The organism is Acinetobacter sp. YH16053, from assembly GCF_013417035.1.
GTDB lineage: Bacteria > Pseudomonadota > Gammaproteobacteria > Pseudomonadales > Moraxellaceae > Acinetobacter > Acinetobacter towneri.
The window spans coordinates 90,059-107,776 of the sequence record NZ_VPEP01000003.1; the positions used below are offsets into that span (position 1 = coordinate 90,059).

Genomic DNA, 17,718 nt, shown 5'->3' on the forward strand with positions numbered 1-17,718 from the left:
GACATGGCAAAGTTAACTAAACGTCAAAAAGCCATTGCTGCTGCTGTAGAAGCAAACAAAGTTTACACTTTGGAAGAAGCAGTTGAAGTTCTAAACAACCTTCCTGCTGCTAAATTCAAAGAATCTTTGGATGTTGCGGTAAACCTAGGTGTTGACCCACGTAAATCTGATCAGGTTGTTCGTGGTGCGACTACACTTCCTGCAGGTACTGGTAAAACTGTACGTGTAGCTGTTTTCGCTCAAGGTGCTGCTGCAGAAGCTGCTAAAGCTGAAGGCGCAGACGTAGTTGGTTTCGACGACTTAGCTGAAAGCATTCAAGCGGGTAACCTTGACTTTGACGTTGTGATTGCAGCTCCGGATGCAATGCGCGTAGTAGGTAAGTTGGGTACGATTCTTGGTCCACGTGGCTTAATGCCAAACCCTAAAGTGGGTACTGTAACTCCTGACGTTGCGACTGCAGTTAAAAATGCAAAAGCAGGTCAAGCGCGTTACCGTGTAGACAAAGCGGGTATTATCCACGCTGCGATTGGTCAAGTTGGCTTTACTGCTGAAGCAGTTCGTTCAAACGTTGAAACCTTAGTTGCTGACTTGAAAAAGTTAAAGCCTGCAACTTCTAAAGGCGTATACATCAAAAAGATCACTTTGAGCTCTACTATGGGTCCTGGTCTTGTTATTGATGTACAGAACGTTTCTAACTAAGTCTGACTTAGAAAGAATTTTAAAGTCCTGAAAAGTCTCCTTCTCCCTCTGGGAGAAGGTCGGGATGAGGGTTAAACCTCTCCCTAACCCTCTCCTAGCAGGAGAGGGGGATATTCAGGCGGACTTTGAATTGGTAAATGAGAATTTATCAGCGTCAAAGACCTCAGGCGAGAGTAGTTTTATGCTGCTTTCTTAATCTTCCAGCCTGGGTAGACGCGGTGGTGTGATTTATTCCTCCTCCGCGTGTAAGTTCAGCAATGAATTTACGAATTGGGAGTGTGCTTCACGTAAGCACATAAATCACCGTTAGGAGGTTTTACAATGGCTCTTCTTATCGAAGACAAAAAACAGATCGTAGCAGAAGTTAACGAAGTTGCTTCTAAAGCGTTCTCTGCTGTTGTTGCTGACTATCAAGGTATGAGCGTTGAGCAATTAACGGCTCTACGTGTTGAAGCGCGTAAATTAGGTGTTACTACACGTGTTGTACGTAATACTTTGGCTAAACGTGCTTTTCAAGATACGCAATTCACGATCTTGAACGACAACCTTGTTGGCCCAACAATTTTAGCTTTCTCAACTTCTGAAGACGACATGGGTGCAGCTGCACGCTTGTTCGAAGAATTCGCTAAAACGAATAAAGCATTTGAACTTAAAGCTGCTGCATTTGACGGCAAACTTTATCAAGGTGCTGAAGTTAGCGTAATTGCGAATCTTCCGAACCAAGAAAAAGCGCTTACTATGCTTGCAAACGTTCTTCAAGCTCCTATTTCGAAATTGGGTCGCCTTATTACTGCGCTCAAAGAGAAAAACGAGTCAGAAGCTGCATAAGCTTAAATTTATTTCCACACCATTCAATTTCCATTTGGAGTTATTCTCATGGCTTTAACTAACGAAGAAATCTTAAACGCAGTTGCTGAAAAAACTGTTCTTGAACTTGTTGAACTTATCTCTGCTTTTGAAGAGAAATTCAATGTATCAGCTGCTGCTGTTGCTGTTGCTGCTGCTCCAGGCGCTGGCGCTGCTGCTGCAGAAGAGCAATCTGAATTCAACGTTGAGTTGACTTCTTTCGGTGCGAACAAAGTTGCTGTAATTAAAGCAGTTCGTGAAGCTACTGGCCTTGGTCTTAAAGAAGCTAAAGACATCGTTGAAGGCGCTCCTTCAGTGATCAAAGAAGCTGTTTCTAAAGAAGAAGGTGAAGAGCTTAAGAAGAAACTTGAAGAAGCTGGTGCTACAGTTACACTTAAGTAATCTTAAGGGGAGTCGATTTTTTTATAATCGACTCCAAAAAATGGCTGATGGCTCTTGGGTCATCAGCCTTTTTGCGTTACAATTATCGGCTCGATTTTTGTTTGAATGATGGGAAAACCATCGAAAACAATATAAATCAATAAAATCAAACGCTTACCAATATTTTTCCACATTTAAAAATATTGTTAAGCGTTTTAATACCACTAAAAATTGCAGCATTTGTAAAGAGTGGTGGCCATATCGGCCTGCGTAATTCCTTCTAAACCCGTTCTGCAGGCGGGTTTAGTTTACTTTCCGAGGACTCCAGATGGCATACTCATATACCGAAAAGAAACGGATCCGTAAGAATTTTGGTAAATTGCCCCAAGTAATGGATGCACCGTACTTGCTTTCGATTCAAGTCGACTCGTACCGTACTTTCCTTCAAGATGGCAAAACTCCAAAAAGCCGCGAAGATATCGGTCTCCAAGCCGCATTTCGTTCAGTTTTTCCTATAGAAAGTTATTCTGGCAATGCTGCTTTAGAATTTGTTGAGTATAGTCTTGGTAAGCCTGAGTTTGATGTACGTGAGTGTATTCTTCGCGGCTCAACTTATGCGGCACCAATGCGCGTAAAAATTCGTTTGATCATTAAAGATCGTGAAACGAAATCAATCAAAGATGTGCGTGAGCAAGAAGTCTACATGGGCGAAATGCCATTGATGACGGATAACGGTACCTTTGTGATTAACGGTACTGAGCGTGTAATTGTTTCTCAATTACACCGTTCACCAGGCGTGTTCTTTGACCATGATAAAGGTAAGACCCACTCGAGCGGTAAAGTGTTGTATTCAGCACGCATTATTCCTTACCGTGGCTCATGGTTAGACTTTGAATTCGATGCCAAAGACCTCGTTTATGTGCGTATTGACCGTCGTCGTAAATTGCTTGCGACTGTAGTGTTGCGTGCATTGGGCTATAGCAATGAACAAATCCTAGACTTGTTCTTTGAGAAAGTACCTGTCTATTTAGACATGGGTAGCTACCAAATTGACCTTGTCCCAGAACGCTTACGTGGCGAAATGGCACAATTTGACATCACTGATACTGACGGCAAAGTGATTGTTGAGCAAGGTAAACGCATTAATGCGCGTCACGTACGTCAAATGGAAGCAGCTGGTCTTGAGAAGCTTTCAGTTCCTGATGAGTACTTGTACGAACGTATTACTGCAGAAGACATCCAGCTAAAAGATGGCGATGTGATTGCTGCAAACACCTTGTTAAGCCATGAAATCATGGTGAAACTTGCAGAAGGTGGTGTTAAACAATTTAACATCCTATTCACCAATGACATCGACCGTGGTTCGTTCATTGCGGACACCTTACGTGCAGATACAACTGTTGGTCGTGAAGATGCTTTGGTAGAAATCTACAAAGTGATGCGTCCAGGTGAGCCACCGACGAAAGAAGCCGCTGAAAATCTGTTCAATAACTTGTTCTTCTCTTCTGAGCGTTATGATTTATCGCCAGTAGGTCGTATGAAGTTCAACCGTCGTTTGGGTCGTCCTTACGAAGTGGGTACAGATCAGAAATCACGTGAAGTTGAAGGTATTTTGTCTAACGAAGACATTACCGATGTACTGAAAACCTTAATTGAAATCCGTAACGGTAAAGGTGAAGTCGACGATATCGACCACTTAGGTAACCGTCGCGTACGTTCAGTGGGCGAGATGACTGAAAACCAATTCCGTGTTGGTTTGGTACGTGTTGAGCGTGCTGTAAAAGAGCGTTTGTCACAAGCTGAAACAGACAACCTGTCTCCGCAAGATTTAATCAATGCGAAGCCAGTGGCTGCTGCAATCAAAGAATTCTTTGGTTCAAGCCAATTGTCTCAGTTCATGGACCAAAACAACCCGTTGTCTGAAATTACCCACAAGCGTCGCGTATCTGCGCTTGGTCCAGGTGGTTTGACACGTGAACGTGCAGGCTTTGAGGTACGTGACGTACACCAAACTCACTATGGTCGTGTGTGTCCAATTGAAACGCCTGAAGGTCCAAACATTGGTTTGATCAACTCGCTTTCTGTTTATGCAAAATGTAATAATTTTGGCTTCTTGGAAACGCCATACCGTAAAGTGGTTGATGGTCGTGTAACCGATGAAGTTGAGTATTTATCTGCAATTGAAGAAGTAGGCACGATCATTGCGCAAGCGGACTCAAGCGTAGACCAAGATGGCAATTTAACAGAAGAATTCGTATCTGTACGTCACCAAGGTGACTTCGTGCGTATGCCGCCAGAGCGCGTGACGCACATGGACGTTTCTGCACAGCAGGTTGTATCTGTAGCAGCATCACTGATTCCATTCCTTGAGCACGATGACGCCAACCGTGCCTTGATGGGATCGAACATGCAACGTCAGGCTGTTCCGACGCTTATCGCTGATAAACCACTTGTGGGTACAGGGATGGAAGCGAACGTAGCACATGACTCAGGTGTATGTGTGATTGCAAACCGTGGTGGTCGTATTGAATATGTCGATGCTTCACGTGTAGTCATTCGTGTGAACGAAGAAGAAATGATCGCGGGTGAAGCAGGTGTAGATATCTACAACCTGATCAAATACACACGTTCAAACCAAAACACTTGTATTAACCAAAAAGTTTTGGTGAAGATGGGTGATAAGGTAGGTCGTGGTGATGTATTAGCTGACGGTCCATCTACAGATGGCGGTGAGCTTGCACTCGGTCAGAACATGCGTGTCGCGTTCATGACTTGGAATGGCTATAACTACGAAGACTCGATCTTGCTTTCTGAGCGTGTACTTCAAGAAGACCGTTTAACTTCGATTCACATTCAAGAATTGTCATGTGTTGCACGTGATACCAAATTGGGTGCGGAAGAAATCACAGCTGATATTCCAAACGTGGGCGAAGCTGCACTGTCTAAACTAGACGAGTCTGGTATCGTTTACATTGGTGCTGAAGTGACTGCAGGCGACATTCTTGTTGGTAAAGTAACGCCTAAGGGTGAAACTCAGTTAACCCCTGAAGAAAAATTGCTTCGTGCAATCTTCGGTGAAAAAGCAGCAGATGTGAAAGATTCATCATTGCGCGTTCCATCAGGTACTAAAGGTACTGTGATTGACGTTCAAGTCTTTACCCGTGATGGTCTAGAAAAAGACGAACGTGCACAAGCGATTGAAAAAGCACAACTTGATGCATACCGCAAAGACTTGAAAGAAGAATACAAAATCTTTGAAGAAGCAGCGCGTGAACGTATTATCCGCTTATTAAAAGGTCAAGAATCTAACGGTGGCGGTACAACTAAACGTGGCGACAAACTTTCTGAAGATGTGTTGTCTGGTTTAGAGTTAGTTGATCTACTTGAAATTCAACCAAGTGATGAAGCAATTGCTGAGCGTTTAACTCAAATTCAAACTTTCTTGAAAGAGAAGAGCTTTGAAATTGATGAGAAATTCGCTGAGAAGAAACGTAAGCTTTCTACAGGCGATGAACTCACTACGGGCGTGTTGAAAGTTGTTAAAGTTTATCTTGCTGTTAAGCGTCGCATCCAACCGGGTGACAAGATGGCGGGTCGTCACGGTAACAAAGGTGTTGTATCAAACATCTTGCCTGTAGAAGACATGCCGCACGATGCTAACGGTGTACCAGTAGATATCGTATTGAACCCACTAGGCGTACCATCGCGTATGAACGTGGGTCAGATTCTTGAAACACACTTGGGTATGGCAGCCAAAGGTTTGGGTGAGCAAATTGATAAAATGCTCAAACAACAACGTGAAATTGCTGAACTACGTGAGTTCCTAGACAAGATTTATAACAAAGTTGGTGGCGAGCAAGAAGATCTTGACAGCTTAACTGATGATGAAATCTTGGTATTGGCTGGCAACTTACGTGCAGGTGTTCCGTTGGCTACTCCTGTATTTGATGGTGCAGAAGAAGGTCAAATTAAAGAATTACTTGAACTGGCTGAATTACCACGTTCTGGTCAAACCGTGTTGTACGATGGTCGTACAGGCGAGAAATTTGACCGTCCAGTGACTGTAGGTTATATGTACATGCTCAAACTCAACCACTTGGTGGATGACAAGATGCACGCACGTTCTACAGGTTCTTACTCACTTGTAACGCAACAGCCGTTGGGTGGTAAGGCACAATTCGGTGGTCAGCGTTTCGGTGAGATGGAAGTCTGGGCACTTGAAGCATACGGTGCTGCATACACGCTTCAAGAAATGCTCACTGTGAAGTCGGATGACGTTGAAGGTCGTACCCGTATCTATAAGAACATTGTAGATGGTAACCATTATATGGACCCAGGTATGCCTGAATCGTTTAACGTATTGACCAAAGAGATCCGTTCTTTAGGTATCAACATTGAACTGAAAAATGGTGACTAAGCATCTCCATTAAATCTCCCTAAATCCCTCTTTATAAAAGAGGGACTTTTCCCCCTTTGAAAAAGGGGGATTAAGGGGGATTAAAACTCAGTTAAAAAACAATATTTGTGACCCAGTTGGGATGTGAAAACAGCCTCCCAGCACACGGAGAAAAAAATTGAAAGACTTGCTCGATATCATGCGCAAAAAGACGGATTCAGACGGTCATGCTCCAGTAGAGTTTGACCGCATCCGTATTGGTCTTGCGTCACCAGAAATGATTAAGTCATGGTCTCACGGTGAAGTTAAAAAGCCAGAAACCATTAACTATCGTACGTTTAAGCCTGAACGTGATGGTTTATTCTGTGCCAAAATTTTTGGTCCAGTAAAAGATTACGAATGCTTGTGTGGTAAATACAAGCGTATGAAATACAAAGGCGTCATTTGTGAAAAATGTGGCGTTGAAGTAACGACTGCAAAAGTTCGTCGTGAGCGTATGGGTCACATCGAACTTGCTTCTCCAGTTGCACACATTTGGTTCTTGAAATCATTACCAAGCCGTATTGGTTTATTACTTGATATGACTTTACGTGATATCGAGCGCGTATTATATTTCGAATCCTATGTGGTTACTGACCCAGGTATGACGCCATTTGAGAAATATCAACTTCTCAATGACGAAGAATACTTCAATGCGCTAGAAGAGCATGGTGATGAATTCACTGCGAAAATGGGTGCTGAAGCAGTTCAAGACTTGTTAAAAGACATCGATCTTGAAGCTGAAATTGCTCGTTTACGTGAAGAAATTCCACAAACAACTTCAGAAACTAAGCTGAAAAAAGCCTCTAAGCGTTTGAAGTTGATGGAAGCGTTCAAAGAGTCGAACAACAAGCCTGAATGGATGGTGATGAATGTACTGCCTGTACTTCCACCAGATCTTCGCCCGTTGGTTCCACTTGAAGGTGGTCGTTTTGCGACTTCTGACTTGAACGATCTTTATCGTCGTGTGATTAACCGTAACAACCGTTTGAAGCGTCTTCTTGACCTTGCAGCGCCAGATATCATCGTACGTAACGAAAAACGTATGTTACAAGAGTCTGTTGATGCCTTGTTAGATAACGGTCGTCGTGGTCGTGCAATCACAGGTTCAAACAAGCGTCCGCTTAAATCTTTGGCAGATATGATCAAAGGTAAGCAAGGTCGTTTCCGTCAAAACTTACTTGGTAAGCGTGTTGACTATTCAGGTCGTTCGGTGATTACCGTTGGTCCAAACCTACGTTTACACCAGTGTGGTCTTCCGAAGAAAATGGCACTTGAACTGTTCAAGCCATTCATCTTTGCAAAATTACAAGCTTCAGGTCAAGCAACCACCATTAAAGCTGCGAAGAAAATGGTTGAGCGCGAAACCCCAGAAGTTTGGGATGTACTTGCATCTGTCATTCGTCAACACCCAGTGATGTTGAACCGTGCGCCTACACTTCACCGTTTAGGTCTTCAAGCATTTGAACCGATCCTGATTGAAGGTAAAGCCATCCGTTTACACCCACTCGTTTGTGCTGCGTTCAACGCTGACTTCGACGGTGACCAAATGGCGGTACACGTACCATTAACACTTGAAGCGCAATTAGAAGCGCGTGCGTTAATGATGTCGACCAACAACATCTTGTCTCCTGCGAACGGTGAGCCAATCATCGTACCATCTCAGGACGTTGTCTTGGGCTTGTATTACATCACGCGTGATGCAATCAATGCCAAAGGTGAAGGCATGGTGTTTGCAGATACGCACGAAGTAAACCGTGCACTTGCAACGGGTCAAGTTGACTTACACGCTCGCGTAAAAGCACGTGTACACCAAACCGTAATCAATGAAAATGGTGAGCGTGAGCAACAAACTATTGTTGTAGATACGACACCAGGTCGCTGCTTGCTTTGGGAAGTTGTGCCTGAAGGTTTAAGCTTCGAGCAAATTAACCTAGAGATGAACAAAAAGAACATCTCAAAGTTAATCAACTCTTGCTACCGTAAATTAGGTCTAAAAGACACGGTTATTTTTGCAGACCAATTGATGTACTTGGGCTTCCGTCAAGCGACACGTTCAGGTGTTTCTGTGGGTATGGAAGACATGGTTATTCCACCACAAAAACAAGCAATTATTGAAAAAGCAGAAACTGAAGTTCGTGAAATTGAACAACAGTTCGAGCAAGGCTTCGTAACTGCGGGTGAGCGTTATAATAAAGTGGTCGATATTTGGGCACGTACCAACGACCAAGTTGCTAAAGCGATGATGGACAACTTGTCATTCACAACTGTGAAAAACAAACAGGGTGAAGACGAGAAGCAAAAATCATTCAACTCGATCTACATGATGTCGGATTCAGGTGCGCGTGGTAGTGCGGCACAGATTCGTCAGTTGGCGGGTATGCGTGGTTTGATGGCGAAACCAGATGGTTCGATCATTGAAACGCCAATTAAAGCGAACTTCCGTGAAGGTTTGACGGTACTTCAGTACTTCATTTCAACTCACGGTGCGCGTAAAGGTTTGGCCGATACCGCATTGAAAACAGCGAACTCAGGTTACTTGACACGTCGTTTGGTTGACGTTGCACAAGACTTGGTAATTACTGAGCCAGATTGCGGTACTTATGGCGGTTTAGTGATGACACCATTCATTCAAGGTGGTGATGTCATTGAAAACCTTGGTACGCGTGTATTAGGTCGTGTAACTGCAGAAGATGTGAAGAAAGCGGGTTCAGACGAAGTTATTCTGCCACGTAACACACTCATTGATGAAAAACTTGCTAACTTCTTAGAAGAGCAAGGTGTCGATGAAGTAAAAGTACGTTCAGTGGTATCTTGTGAATCGACCTTTGGTGTATGTGCGAAGTGTTATGGTCGTGACCTAGCACGTGGTCACTTGGTGAATCCAGGTGAATCTGTGGGTGTAATGGCTGCTCAATCGATTGGTGAGCCAGGTACACAGTTAACCATGCGTACATTCCACGTGGGTGGTGCGGCAAGCCGAACTTCTGCAGCCAATAGCGTACAAGTGCGTAACAAAGGTTCAGTACGTTTCCATAACGTGAAAACTGTACAACACGCTAAAGGTCACTTGGTATCTGTTTCACGTTCAGGTGAAATTGGTATTGCCGATGAGTTAGGTCGTGAGCGTGAGCGTTATAAACTGCCATACGGTGCGTCAATCTTGCTCAAAGATGGCGAAGCGGTAGAAGCTGGCGGTATTGTGGCGACTTGGGATCCACACACGCATCCACTTGTGACCGAAGTTGCGGGTAAAATCCGTTTCAGCCAAATTGCTGATGGCGTGACTGCAACCTCGAAAACTGATGATGCAACAGGTATGACCACAGTTGAAATCTTGCCAGTGACTTCACGTCCTGCGTCAGGTAAAGACTTACGTCCTGCTGTGGTATTAGACACTGTGGATGGTGGCGAACAGTTCTACTTCTTGCCACAGAACACGATTCTTTCTGTCCGTGATGGCGAAAATATCGGTGTGGGTGACGTTATTGGTCGTGTACCACAAGAATCTTCACGTACTCGTGATATTACTGGTGGTTTACCACGCGTTGCAGACTTATTTGAAGCACGTAAACCAAAAGAGCATGCGATTCTTGCAGAAGTGTCAGGTATCGTGAGCTTTGGTAAAGAAACCAAAGGTAAGAACCGTTTAGTGATTACACCAGATGATGGCTCTGAGATTTACGAAGAGTTGATTCCAAAATGGCGTAACATCAACGTGTTTGAAGGTGAGCATGTGAACCGTGGTGAAACCATTTCTGATGGTCCACAAAACCCACATGACATCTTACGCTTGAAAGGTGAAGTGGCATTAACCAACTACATCGTGAACGAAGTTCAAGACGTTTACCGCTTACAAGGTGTAAAAATTAACGATAAGCACATTGAAGTCATCGTGCGTCAAATGTTGCGTAAAGTTGAAATCACCGATGGTGGCGATACGAGCTTCATCAAAGGCGAACAAGTGGATTACATTCGCGTGGTACAAGAAAACCAAGCTGTAGTTGCACAAAACAAGTTCCCAGCGAAGTTTGAACGTCAATTGATGGGTATCACCAAAGCATCGCTTTCAACAGACTCGTTCATTTCTGCTGCATCGTTCCAGGAAACTACACGTGTGTTAACTGAAGCGGCTGTAACAGGTAAAGAAGATGATTTACGTGGCTTGAAAGAGAACGTTGTTGTGGGTCGTTTGATCCCAGCAGGTACGGGTCTTGCTTACCACTTAGAGCGTCGTCGTCAAGAAGCTGAAGCTGCTGAATTGGCATTAGTGAATGATTTCTCTGATGTAGATCAAGCATTAAGCCAAGCATTTAGCGATGAATTTAACGATCTCTAATTCGTTTTAAAGCATCATTTAAAGACGCCTTTCGAGGCGTCTTTTTTTTGCCAACGTTTTAGTTGCATATTTTGCTTTAATAAAGCCGCAATATTGCATATAGTGAATTAAGAACAATTTAAAAATATCAAGAAAACTAAGGGGATAGCTTATGCAATTTAGAGGACTGACACTGTGTTTATCGGCAATGCTACTGAGTGTGTCTGTTTCGGCTGCACCAATGCCAAACAGCATTGTGGTGAAAGACAAAGCCATTGTGCCTATTCTAAAAACTGAAGTGATTCGTACAGTGACAGGTGAAAAGCCTATACGCCATGTAGAAGCCACGATTTTTGAAGTGAGCAATCAGGGTAAAGATATTGTGGCAAAGGAAGTTGTTTTTGATGATGATCAAGCACAGTTTTCAGAGAAACAATTGGGTATTCCTGTGATTCAAAAAGGTGGGGTGATTGTACCAACCTCAAAAATTGAGTTGAATAAAACCCTAAAGCAGGATGGTAAAGTCATTTCTGAAGTGAAAACGATTGATGCAGAAGGCATGGAATATAAGCAGGGGCAGGCGCCAATTCATCGCACATTAAAACTGGATCGGGTCAAAACGCCTGAAAGCAAAGAAACAGTTTCTCATGCTGTGTTTACTGAAGATGGTAAAACCACACGTGATGTGGTGGTACTTGAAGAAGAGGGTACAGAATCCTTTATGATGCCTTAAGCATTTTACAGAAATACTCATATCTTACTGTGCTTGGTAACAGATTTTTCAAAGTTGTTACCGCAATATGCACTAAGCTGAGAGCGAATAGACCGAGGGGGAGTGATCACCATGAAAAAAGTATTGAGTGTATTGGCAATTGCCACAGTATCGACCATGCTTATGGCGGGTTGTGAAAGCATGAGTTCTAATGACCAACGTATTGGTGCTGCAGCATTAGGCGGTGCCGTTGGTGGCGCAGCGGGTAACAGCGTAGGTGGTAGTGTTGGTGCAGCAGCCGGCGCAGGTGCAGGTGCGGCAGTTGGAAGTAAAACCCAAGATGGTTCTAACCGTAACGCAACCTATAGTGGAATTGGCGGTGCGATTGGTTCAATTTTAGGTAAAGAAGTGATAGGTGGTAATGCAGGCGCTGCAATCGGTGGTGCTGTTGGTGGTGGTGCTGGTGCAGCCATCGAGCAAAAGCGTTAATCTGAATACGAACAGCCATGCCATCCTACTGAAGTACTTATATTTCAGTACATCCAACGCAGAATCTTATGATTCTGCGTTTTTTATACGCAAGCTGAAAAATTAATGCGTTTGGATAAATTGATTGACTGCTTGAGTATAAGCATTATTTTGTCCCAATGACTTGTTGATTTCAGCATGTGAAAGTCGGACAGGCAATAACTGGGTTTGAGTTCCGAATTTCTGTGCTTGTTGAATAAATTGTCGAGCTTGAGTACAGGGTTGGTCTGCACGGATGGTTGAACACACCGCGAGGAATGCAGGTAAAGCTTGATGTAGCTGAGCTATCGGAGAAAGGGCTTTCCATTTGGAAGGTTGATCACCAAAGGCTTGATCATAAAAACGTGCATGACGTGTTTGCATTATCTTTTCTATATCATAAGCCGCGCTATCTAAAGCAACAGTAGCACGCCAAGGCTGTGGCTGGGGTGCTAGCCAATGGGGGCGAACGGTTAATAGACTGACCAGGTGTGCGCCCGCGGAATGCCCCATAAGTACCAAGTGTTTTGAGTCAGCATGCCAATGCGGTGCCTGATTTTGGATATAAATAAGCGCTTGGGCGATATCCTGAGTTTGCTGCTGTACGGTCACATCCGGAACTAATCTATAGTTGATAGACACAAAAATCCAGTTTTGCTTGGTCCAGTAACTCAGCTTATTTTTGACCACAGCAGCATGATTTTTATCACCCATTTTCCAAGCACCGCCATGGACCATCATCATGAGCGGGGCTGGTGTTTGATCTGTGAGTACTTTGGCAGGGAAATAGACATCCATCACTTGTTGAGGATGAGATCCATAAGCCACATTTTTCAAAGTCTGGACTTTGGTAAATGTATTCGGCACCAAAGCATGGAGGGATGTCGATGAATAGAAACAAAGTAGGGAAAAGATTGGCACAAGATTTTTTTTCATTTTAATGATCCTTTAATTTTAAATACTATCAATGTTTATAATTTTTATGATCCACTGATGTATCAACAGTAATACGTTAATTAATTCATACCTGCTCAAAAAGAGTAGAGAAGTTTGTCGGTGACATTGATCTTTTTGTCTTTTGATTAAAATAATATTACCAACAACGCAGAATCATTAGATTCTGCGTTTTTATGTCAGCTAAAAATTACGTTGCTACGGCTTTGGGCTTTTTACGTCGGATATATAACGTTTTATGCACTTCTGCAATTCGTACACCTGATTCATCGATAATATTGAGCGTATATTGACGTGTCAGAGGAGCATAGTCTTCTGCGATCTGTTTGATTTCCTCGACTTCAGCGGCACTCAGGCGAATATCGGCATACACCGTACTGCGTCCTGGGGCGAGGAAATGAATCGTTGCCGCTTTATCCCAAACAATATATGTTGAACCCAAGTGATGCATCAGAATTAACATATAAAATGGATCTACCATGGAATAGAGGCTGCCGCCAAAATGTACGCCGACAATATTTTGATTTTTGCGAGTGAGTGGCATTTTGACACGGACATGGTGGTTGGCTAAATCGATTTGATCAATTTCAATACCTGCACCCCGATAGGGTGGGTACCGATTTAAAAAGTATTTAGAAACGATAGGAAGTTGCTGCAATTTTTTGATGAGGTTCATGGGAAATTTTATAGAGCCTTAAGTAGATTTTTCTTATATTAGTATGAAATTTGAGCAAGCCAATGGCATATTTTGTTATTCTCAAGAGCAATCATGTCAACAATAAACAACAGGATGTCTATGCAAGCACAAACGCAATGGATTGAAACCTCAGATTATCAACAGCTTTATGTCAAAACTTGGGGGGAAAAAACGGCACCTGCATTGATTTTGCTGCATGGCTATCCAGATAACCAAGAAGTCTGGGAACGAGTGATTGCCGTGTTGGTACAAGATTTTTATGTGGTGAGTTACGATGTACGTGGTGCGGGACAATCCTCCATTCCCAAATCCATTCGTGCCTATAGCTTGGCTCAATTGGCTGCAGATTTAATGGCTGTTGCTAATGCCGTTTTGGGGCAGCGTGCATTTCACTTGGCAGCTCATGACTGGGGTTCAATTCAGTCTTGGGAAGCAGTGACGGATCCAGAATTAAAGGGACGAATTTTATCGTACAGCAGTATTTCAGGCCCATGTTTGGATCATGCAGCGTTCTGGATGCGTAAGCAGTTTTCTGAAAATAAAATTAAATTTTTCAAACAAATGCGTAAATCTTGGTATATTGCTGCCTTTCAACTTCCTGCACTTGCGCCTACAGTTTGGCAGTTCTTTCAACCTGAACAATGGCGTCAGGTAGTGATGCGCTTAGAACGCGATCAAGATATTGCGATCAATCCTAATATCCGCAAAGATGGGCGCTATGGCGTCAATTTATATCGTGCCAATTTTATCCCACGTTTATTAAAGCCGCGTCAACGTTATGCAATTTGTCCTGTGCAAGCTATTGTCTTGAAATATGATCAATTTGTGGGTGCTGAATTGATTGATGAAATGTCGCTTTGGGTAGATGATTTTCAACGTGTGGAATTGGCAGCTAATCACTGGGCGATTCTTAGTCAGCCGCAAGCGGTTGCTACTGCCATCCGTGATTTTGCTTTAGGTCATGCAAATTCACATGCTGCAGTAATTTAAATCAGAAACGCTTGTCGGAGTTGAATGTTTGGTCAACTCCAATCTGCATAATCTCTGATAAAATAGCTTCTTTTTTGAATTTTCATCTCTTATGTTCGCAATTCTTGCTGCCATTGCAATCATGTTCGGATTGTCGTTGGCTCGTGTGCCTGTGGTTTTTGCCTTGGTTATTGGTGCAGTTTCAGGTGGTTTACTGGCTGGTTTAGGCTTACAAGGCACTTTAGATGCGTTTAATAATGGCTTAGGTGGTGGTGCAAAAATTGCCCTTGCTTACGGTATTTTAGGTGCATTTGCTTTGGCTTTGGCACGTTCAGGTTTGCCTGACTTATTGGCCTACAAACTGATTCGCACTTTAACAGGTAGCAGTAATACTAAGGTACAGAACCGCGTTAAATATCTGATTTATTTTACTGTGGCTTTGGCAGCGGTCTTCTCACAAAACTTAATCCCTGTACATATTGCATTTATTCCTGTATTGATTCCACCTTTATTAAGTGTTTTCAATCATTTAAACCTAGACCGTCGTGCAGTGGTTTGTTTGCTGACTTTTGGTTTGGTTGCCACTTATATGTTTGTTCCTGTGGGTTTCGGTGCAATCTTTCTGAATGATATTTTGGCGCACAATATCAATACCTTTGGTGCTCCGTATGGTTTTGCCATTCAAAATGAAGATATTCCTGCTGCCATGTTTATTCCTGTGTTTGGGATGTTTATTGGGCTATTGATCGCGTTATTTGTAAGTTATCGCAAGCCACGACACTATCTAGATGTGCAGGTAGCACGTACTCAAAGCATTTCGAGTGAGCTCAATGCAAATACCGCCGCGCCAACCCTACAAGCGCCTCAGATTGCAAAATTTACCTTGTGGATGGCAGTGTTTGCGATTATTGCAACCTTGGCGGTGCAATTGTATTCAGATTCGATGATTCTGGCAGGTTTGGTGGGTGTTGCCATTTTAAGCTGTGCGGGAATTTTCAAATGGAAAGAAGCAGATGATGTGATCATTACAGGTATGCGTATGATGGCACTCATCGGCTTTATTATGATTGCTGCACAAGGTTTCGCTTCAGTGATTGAAGCGACTAATCAAGTGCCTGCTTTGGTAGAAGCGTCGGTGGAATGGATTGGCAATAGCAAAGCTTTGGCTGCATTTTTAATGTTATTGATTGGTTTGTTAATCACCTTGGGGATTGGCTCATCTTTCTCTACCGTGCCTATTTTAGCAATTATTTATGTGCCTTTATGTTTGCAGTTCGGTTTTAGCCCTGCAGCAACCATTGCGATTATTGGTACAGCAGCAGCCTTAGGAGATGCGGGTTCTCCAGCATCGGATTCAACCTTGGGGCCAACTTCGGGTTTAAATATGGATGGGCAGCACGACCACATGAAGGACAGTGTGGTACCGACTTTTATTCACTTTAATATTCCATTGATCATTTTTGGTTGGATTGCTGCGATGGTGCTGTAAATCATCACCAAAATGTGTAAGCACACGTGTTCAGAATAGGTTGGGCACGTTGCAGCATCGTGCTAAAACGACAAGAAGAATCTTCCTCAAGTTCATCCTTACATCTGCCGATTGAATCTCAATACACGATTTAAAATCTTCAAACAGAATGATTCATTTTCGTTGTAATTAACTTCTAATATTAGAATGAAGATGATTTTAATTCTCTTTATTTAATTTAAATAATTTTTATTGGTTTTTTGTTTTTTGAAAATATAAAACCCGAGTGAATTAATCTATTTAAAATAAATTTGTTTTAATTTTTAAATAAATATAAGATGTATTTTAAATAAACCTTTTAATATATTTTTTAAATAAAATTGAGTAATATAGTCGGGAAATAATAATATAAACTCTATTAATTAACTCGGGTTTTAAAACCAAGTAATTTAGTCTATTTAAAATAAATTTATATAATAATGAATAGCTTATAAAATAATTAAAATATTATGTTTAATATGTGTTGCATATTAATAGTGGTCATGTTTAATATTAATTAAGCGTTAAGATTTTTATTCTAAAGGTGGTTTTGAAATGTTAAAGCAAGTTGCTCTAATTGCATTAATGGGAATGTCTGCTTCTGCTATGGCAGGTCAATGGCAAGTTAAAGTTGGTGGTTCTGTAATTTCTCCAACAGCTGATACATCACTAAATACTTTAATTGGCCCTGTGAATGTTGAAGCTGATCATGAATATGCATTTACACCATCTGTAGAGTATTTCTTTAACGACAATATCTCTGCGGAACTATTGTTGGCTACACCAATTAGTCATGATGTACTAGTGAATGGTGATAATGGTGCGAAGATTAAGCATTTACCGCCAACATTAACTGCTAAATACCACTTTAAAAATTCAACCCGTTTTACACCATACATTGGTGTCGGTGGTACGGCATTTATCGCATGGGATGAAGAAGGTGTTGTTAAAGATGTAAAAGAAGACTTTGGTTTTGCAGGTCAAATCGGTTTTAACTTCCAGCCAGCTGATGCGAAAAATTGGGGTGTATTCTTTGATGCACGTTATGCACAATTGAGTCCTGAAGTTACTTTAACAGCAGATACTGCTGCTGCATTAGGAGCTGAAAAGTTTGATCTGGACATCGACCCAATGGTGTACACCATCGGTTATAGCTACAAATTTTAATTATAAAAAGTAGCTCTTTATAATAATAAAAATCAGCGCAACCCCATCTTTATGATGGGGTTTTTTATCGCAAAAAATAACAAATGTATCGAATGAAAAAATTGAGTGCATGTGCCATGTTCATTTACAGTCTGAAAGATAAAGTAAAGAACGATAAAGAAGGAATTAATTCATGTTGATAAAATACGGTTGGCCTATATGTGTTGGTTTAATGCTGAGTGTCGCGGGGCATGCGGCGAGTTTTTCTTGTGAGAAAGCCAGAACACCAACAGAACATGCCATTTGTGAACATCGTGCGGTCAATGATGCCGATGTGAAAATGGCAACCACCTATCGTATTGTTAGCCGTTTGGTCGCTATGGGGACGCGTTCACAAATTCGTGATGAACAATTTCGTTGGTTAGAATTGCGTGATCGTTGTGGCGCTTCCGTCGATTGTTTAACCCAAGTGTATAATTTGCGTCAGCAGAAATTAGAGGATCATTTAAATCAGGTCTATCAACGTGCACCTTTTTAAATTTTTCTG

General features: G+C 42.3%; 13 protein-coding genes. 11 read left to right on the forward strand and 2 right to left on the reverse strand.

Going from position 1 to position 17,718, the window contains the following annotated elements; genetic code table 11:
* Positions 1-3 precede the first annotated feature (3 nt).
* The 7 genes from rplA (at position 4) to FTV43_RS03880 (ending at position 11,880) form a co-directional block, all read left to right on the forward strand.
* Positions 4-699: a 50S ribosomal protein L1 gene (rplA, locus tag FTV43_RS03850; RefSeq protein ID WP_004975774.1), complete on the forward strand. Its 696-nt coding sequence runs from the start codon at positions 4-6 to the stop codon at positions 697-699.
* A 321-nt stretch (positions 700-1,020) separates the two neighbouring features.
* Positions 1,021-1,527, forward strand: a complete 507-nt coding sequence (gene rplJ, locus FTV43_RS03855) for a 50S ribosomal protein L10 (protein ID WP_096902333.1) — start codon at positions 1,021-1,023, stop codon at positions 1,525-1,527.
* Between the two features lie 48 nt (positions 1,528-1,575).
* Entirely contained in the window at positions 1,576-1,947 is a 372-nt protein-coding gene (rplL, locus tag FTV43_RS03860; RefSeq protein WP_004975779.1) for a 50S ribosomal protein L7/L12, read from the forward strand.
* A gap of 307 nt (positions 1,948-2,254) precedes the next feature.
* Positions 2,255-6,343 (forward strand): DNA-directed RNA polymerase subunit beta, encoded by a 4,089-nt coding sequence (gene rpoB / locus FTV43_RS03865; protein WP_131260966.1) that lies wholly within the window; start codon positions 2,255-2,257, stop codon positions 6,341-6,343.
* Positions 6,344-6,500: 157 nt separating this feature from the next.
* The gene (gene rpoC, locus FTV43_RS03870) at positions 6,501-10,700 is read left to right on the forward strand and encodes a DNA-directed RNA polymerase subunit beta' (protein ID WP_179994909.1); all 4,200 of its coding nucleotides are present in this window, start codon (positions 6,501-6,503) and stop codon (positions 10,698-10,700) included.
* A gap of 151 nt (positions 10,701-10,851) precedes the next feature.
* On the forward strand, positions 10,852-11,412 hold the full coding sequence (locus tag FTV43_RS03875) for a hypothetical protein (protein ID WP_154321134.1): 561 nt from the start codon (positions 10,852-10,854) through the stop codon (positions 11,410-11,412).
* A gap of 111 nt (positions 11,413-11,523) precedes the next feature.
* Positions 11,524-11,880: a hypothetical protein gene (locus FTV43_RS03880; protein ID WP_004975789.1), complete on the forward strand. Its 357-nt coding sequence runs from the start codon at positions 11,524-11,526 to the stop codon at positions 11,878-11,880.
* A gap of 102 nt (positions 11,881-11,982) precedes the next feature.
* Here the strand turns inward: FTV43_RS03880 and FTV43_RS03885 are convergent, their stop codons facing one another.
* Together FTV43_RS03885 and FTV43_RS03890 are read right to left on the reverse strand one after the other, a co-directional pair.
* The gene (locus FTV43_RS03885; RefSeq protein ID WP_178865966.1) at positions 11,983-12,834 is read right to left on the reverse strand and encodes an alpha/beta hydrolase; all 852 of its coding nucleotides are present in this window, start codon (positions 12,832-12,834) and stop codon (positions 11,983-11,985) included.
* 208 nt (positions 12,835-13,042) lie between these two features.
* On the reverse strand, positions 13,043-13,528 hold the full coding sequence (locus FTV43_RS03890; RefSeq protein WP_131260963.1) for a DUF4442 domain-containing protein: 486 nt from the start codon (positions 13,526-13,528) through the stop codon (positions 13,043-13,045).
* Between the two features lie 120 nt (positions 13,529-13,648).
* Between FTV43_RS03890 and FTV43_RS03895 the strand changes: the two genes are divergently transcribed.
* The 4 genes from FTV43_RS03895 to FTV43_RS03910 all read left to right on the forward strand — a co-directional run bounded on the left by FTV43_RS03895 (position 13,649) and on the right by FTV43_RS03910 (position 17,709).
* Positions 13,649-14,539 (forward strand): alpha/beta fold hydrolase, encoded by an 891-nt coding sequence (locus FTV43_RS03895; RefSeq protein ID WP_179994983.1) that lies wholly within the window; start codon positions 13,649-13,651, stop codon positions 14,537-14,539.
* Between the two features lie 91 nt (positions 14,540-14,630).
* Entirely contained in the window at positions 14,631-16,007 is a 1,377-nt protein-coding gene (locus tag FTV43_RS03900) for a Na+/H+ antiporter family protein (protein WP_179994910.1), read from the forward strand.
* 573 nt (positions 16,008-16,580) lie between these two features.
* On the forward strand, positions 16,581-17,192 hold the full coding sequence (locus tag FTV43_RS03905) for an OmpW family protein (protein ID WP_179994911.1): 612 nt from the start codon (positions 16,581-16,583) through the stop codon (positions 17,190-17,192).
* A gap of 172 nt (positions 17,193-17,364) precedes the next feature.
* Complete coding sequence (locus tag FTV43_RS03910) at positions 17,365-17,709, forward strand: lysozyme inhibitor LprI family protein (protein WP_178865975.1); 345 nt, start codon at positions 17,365-17,367, stop codon at positions 17,707-17,709.
* The last annotated feature ends 9 nt before the right edge of the window (positions 17,710-17,718 follow it).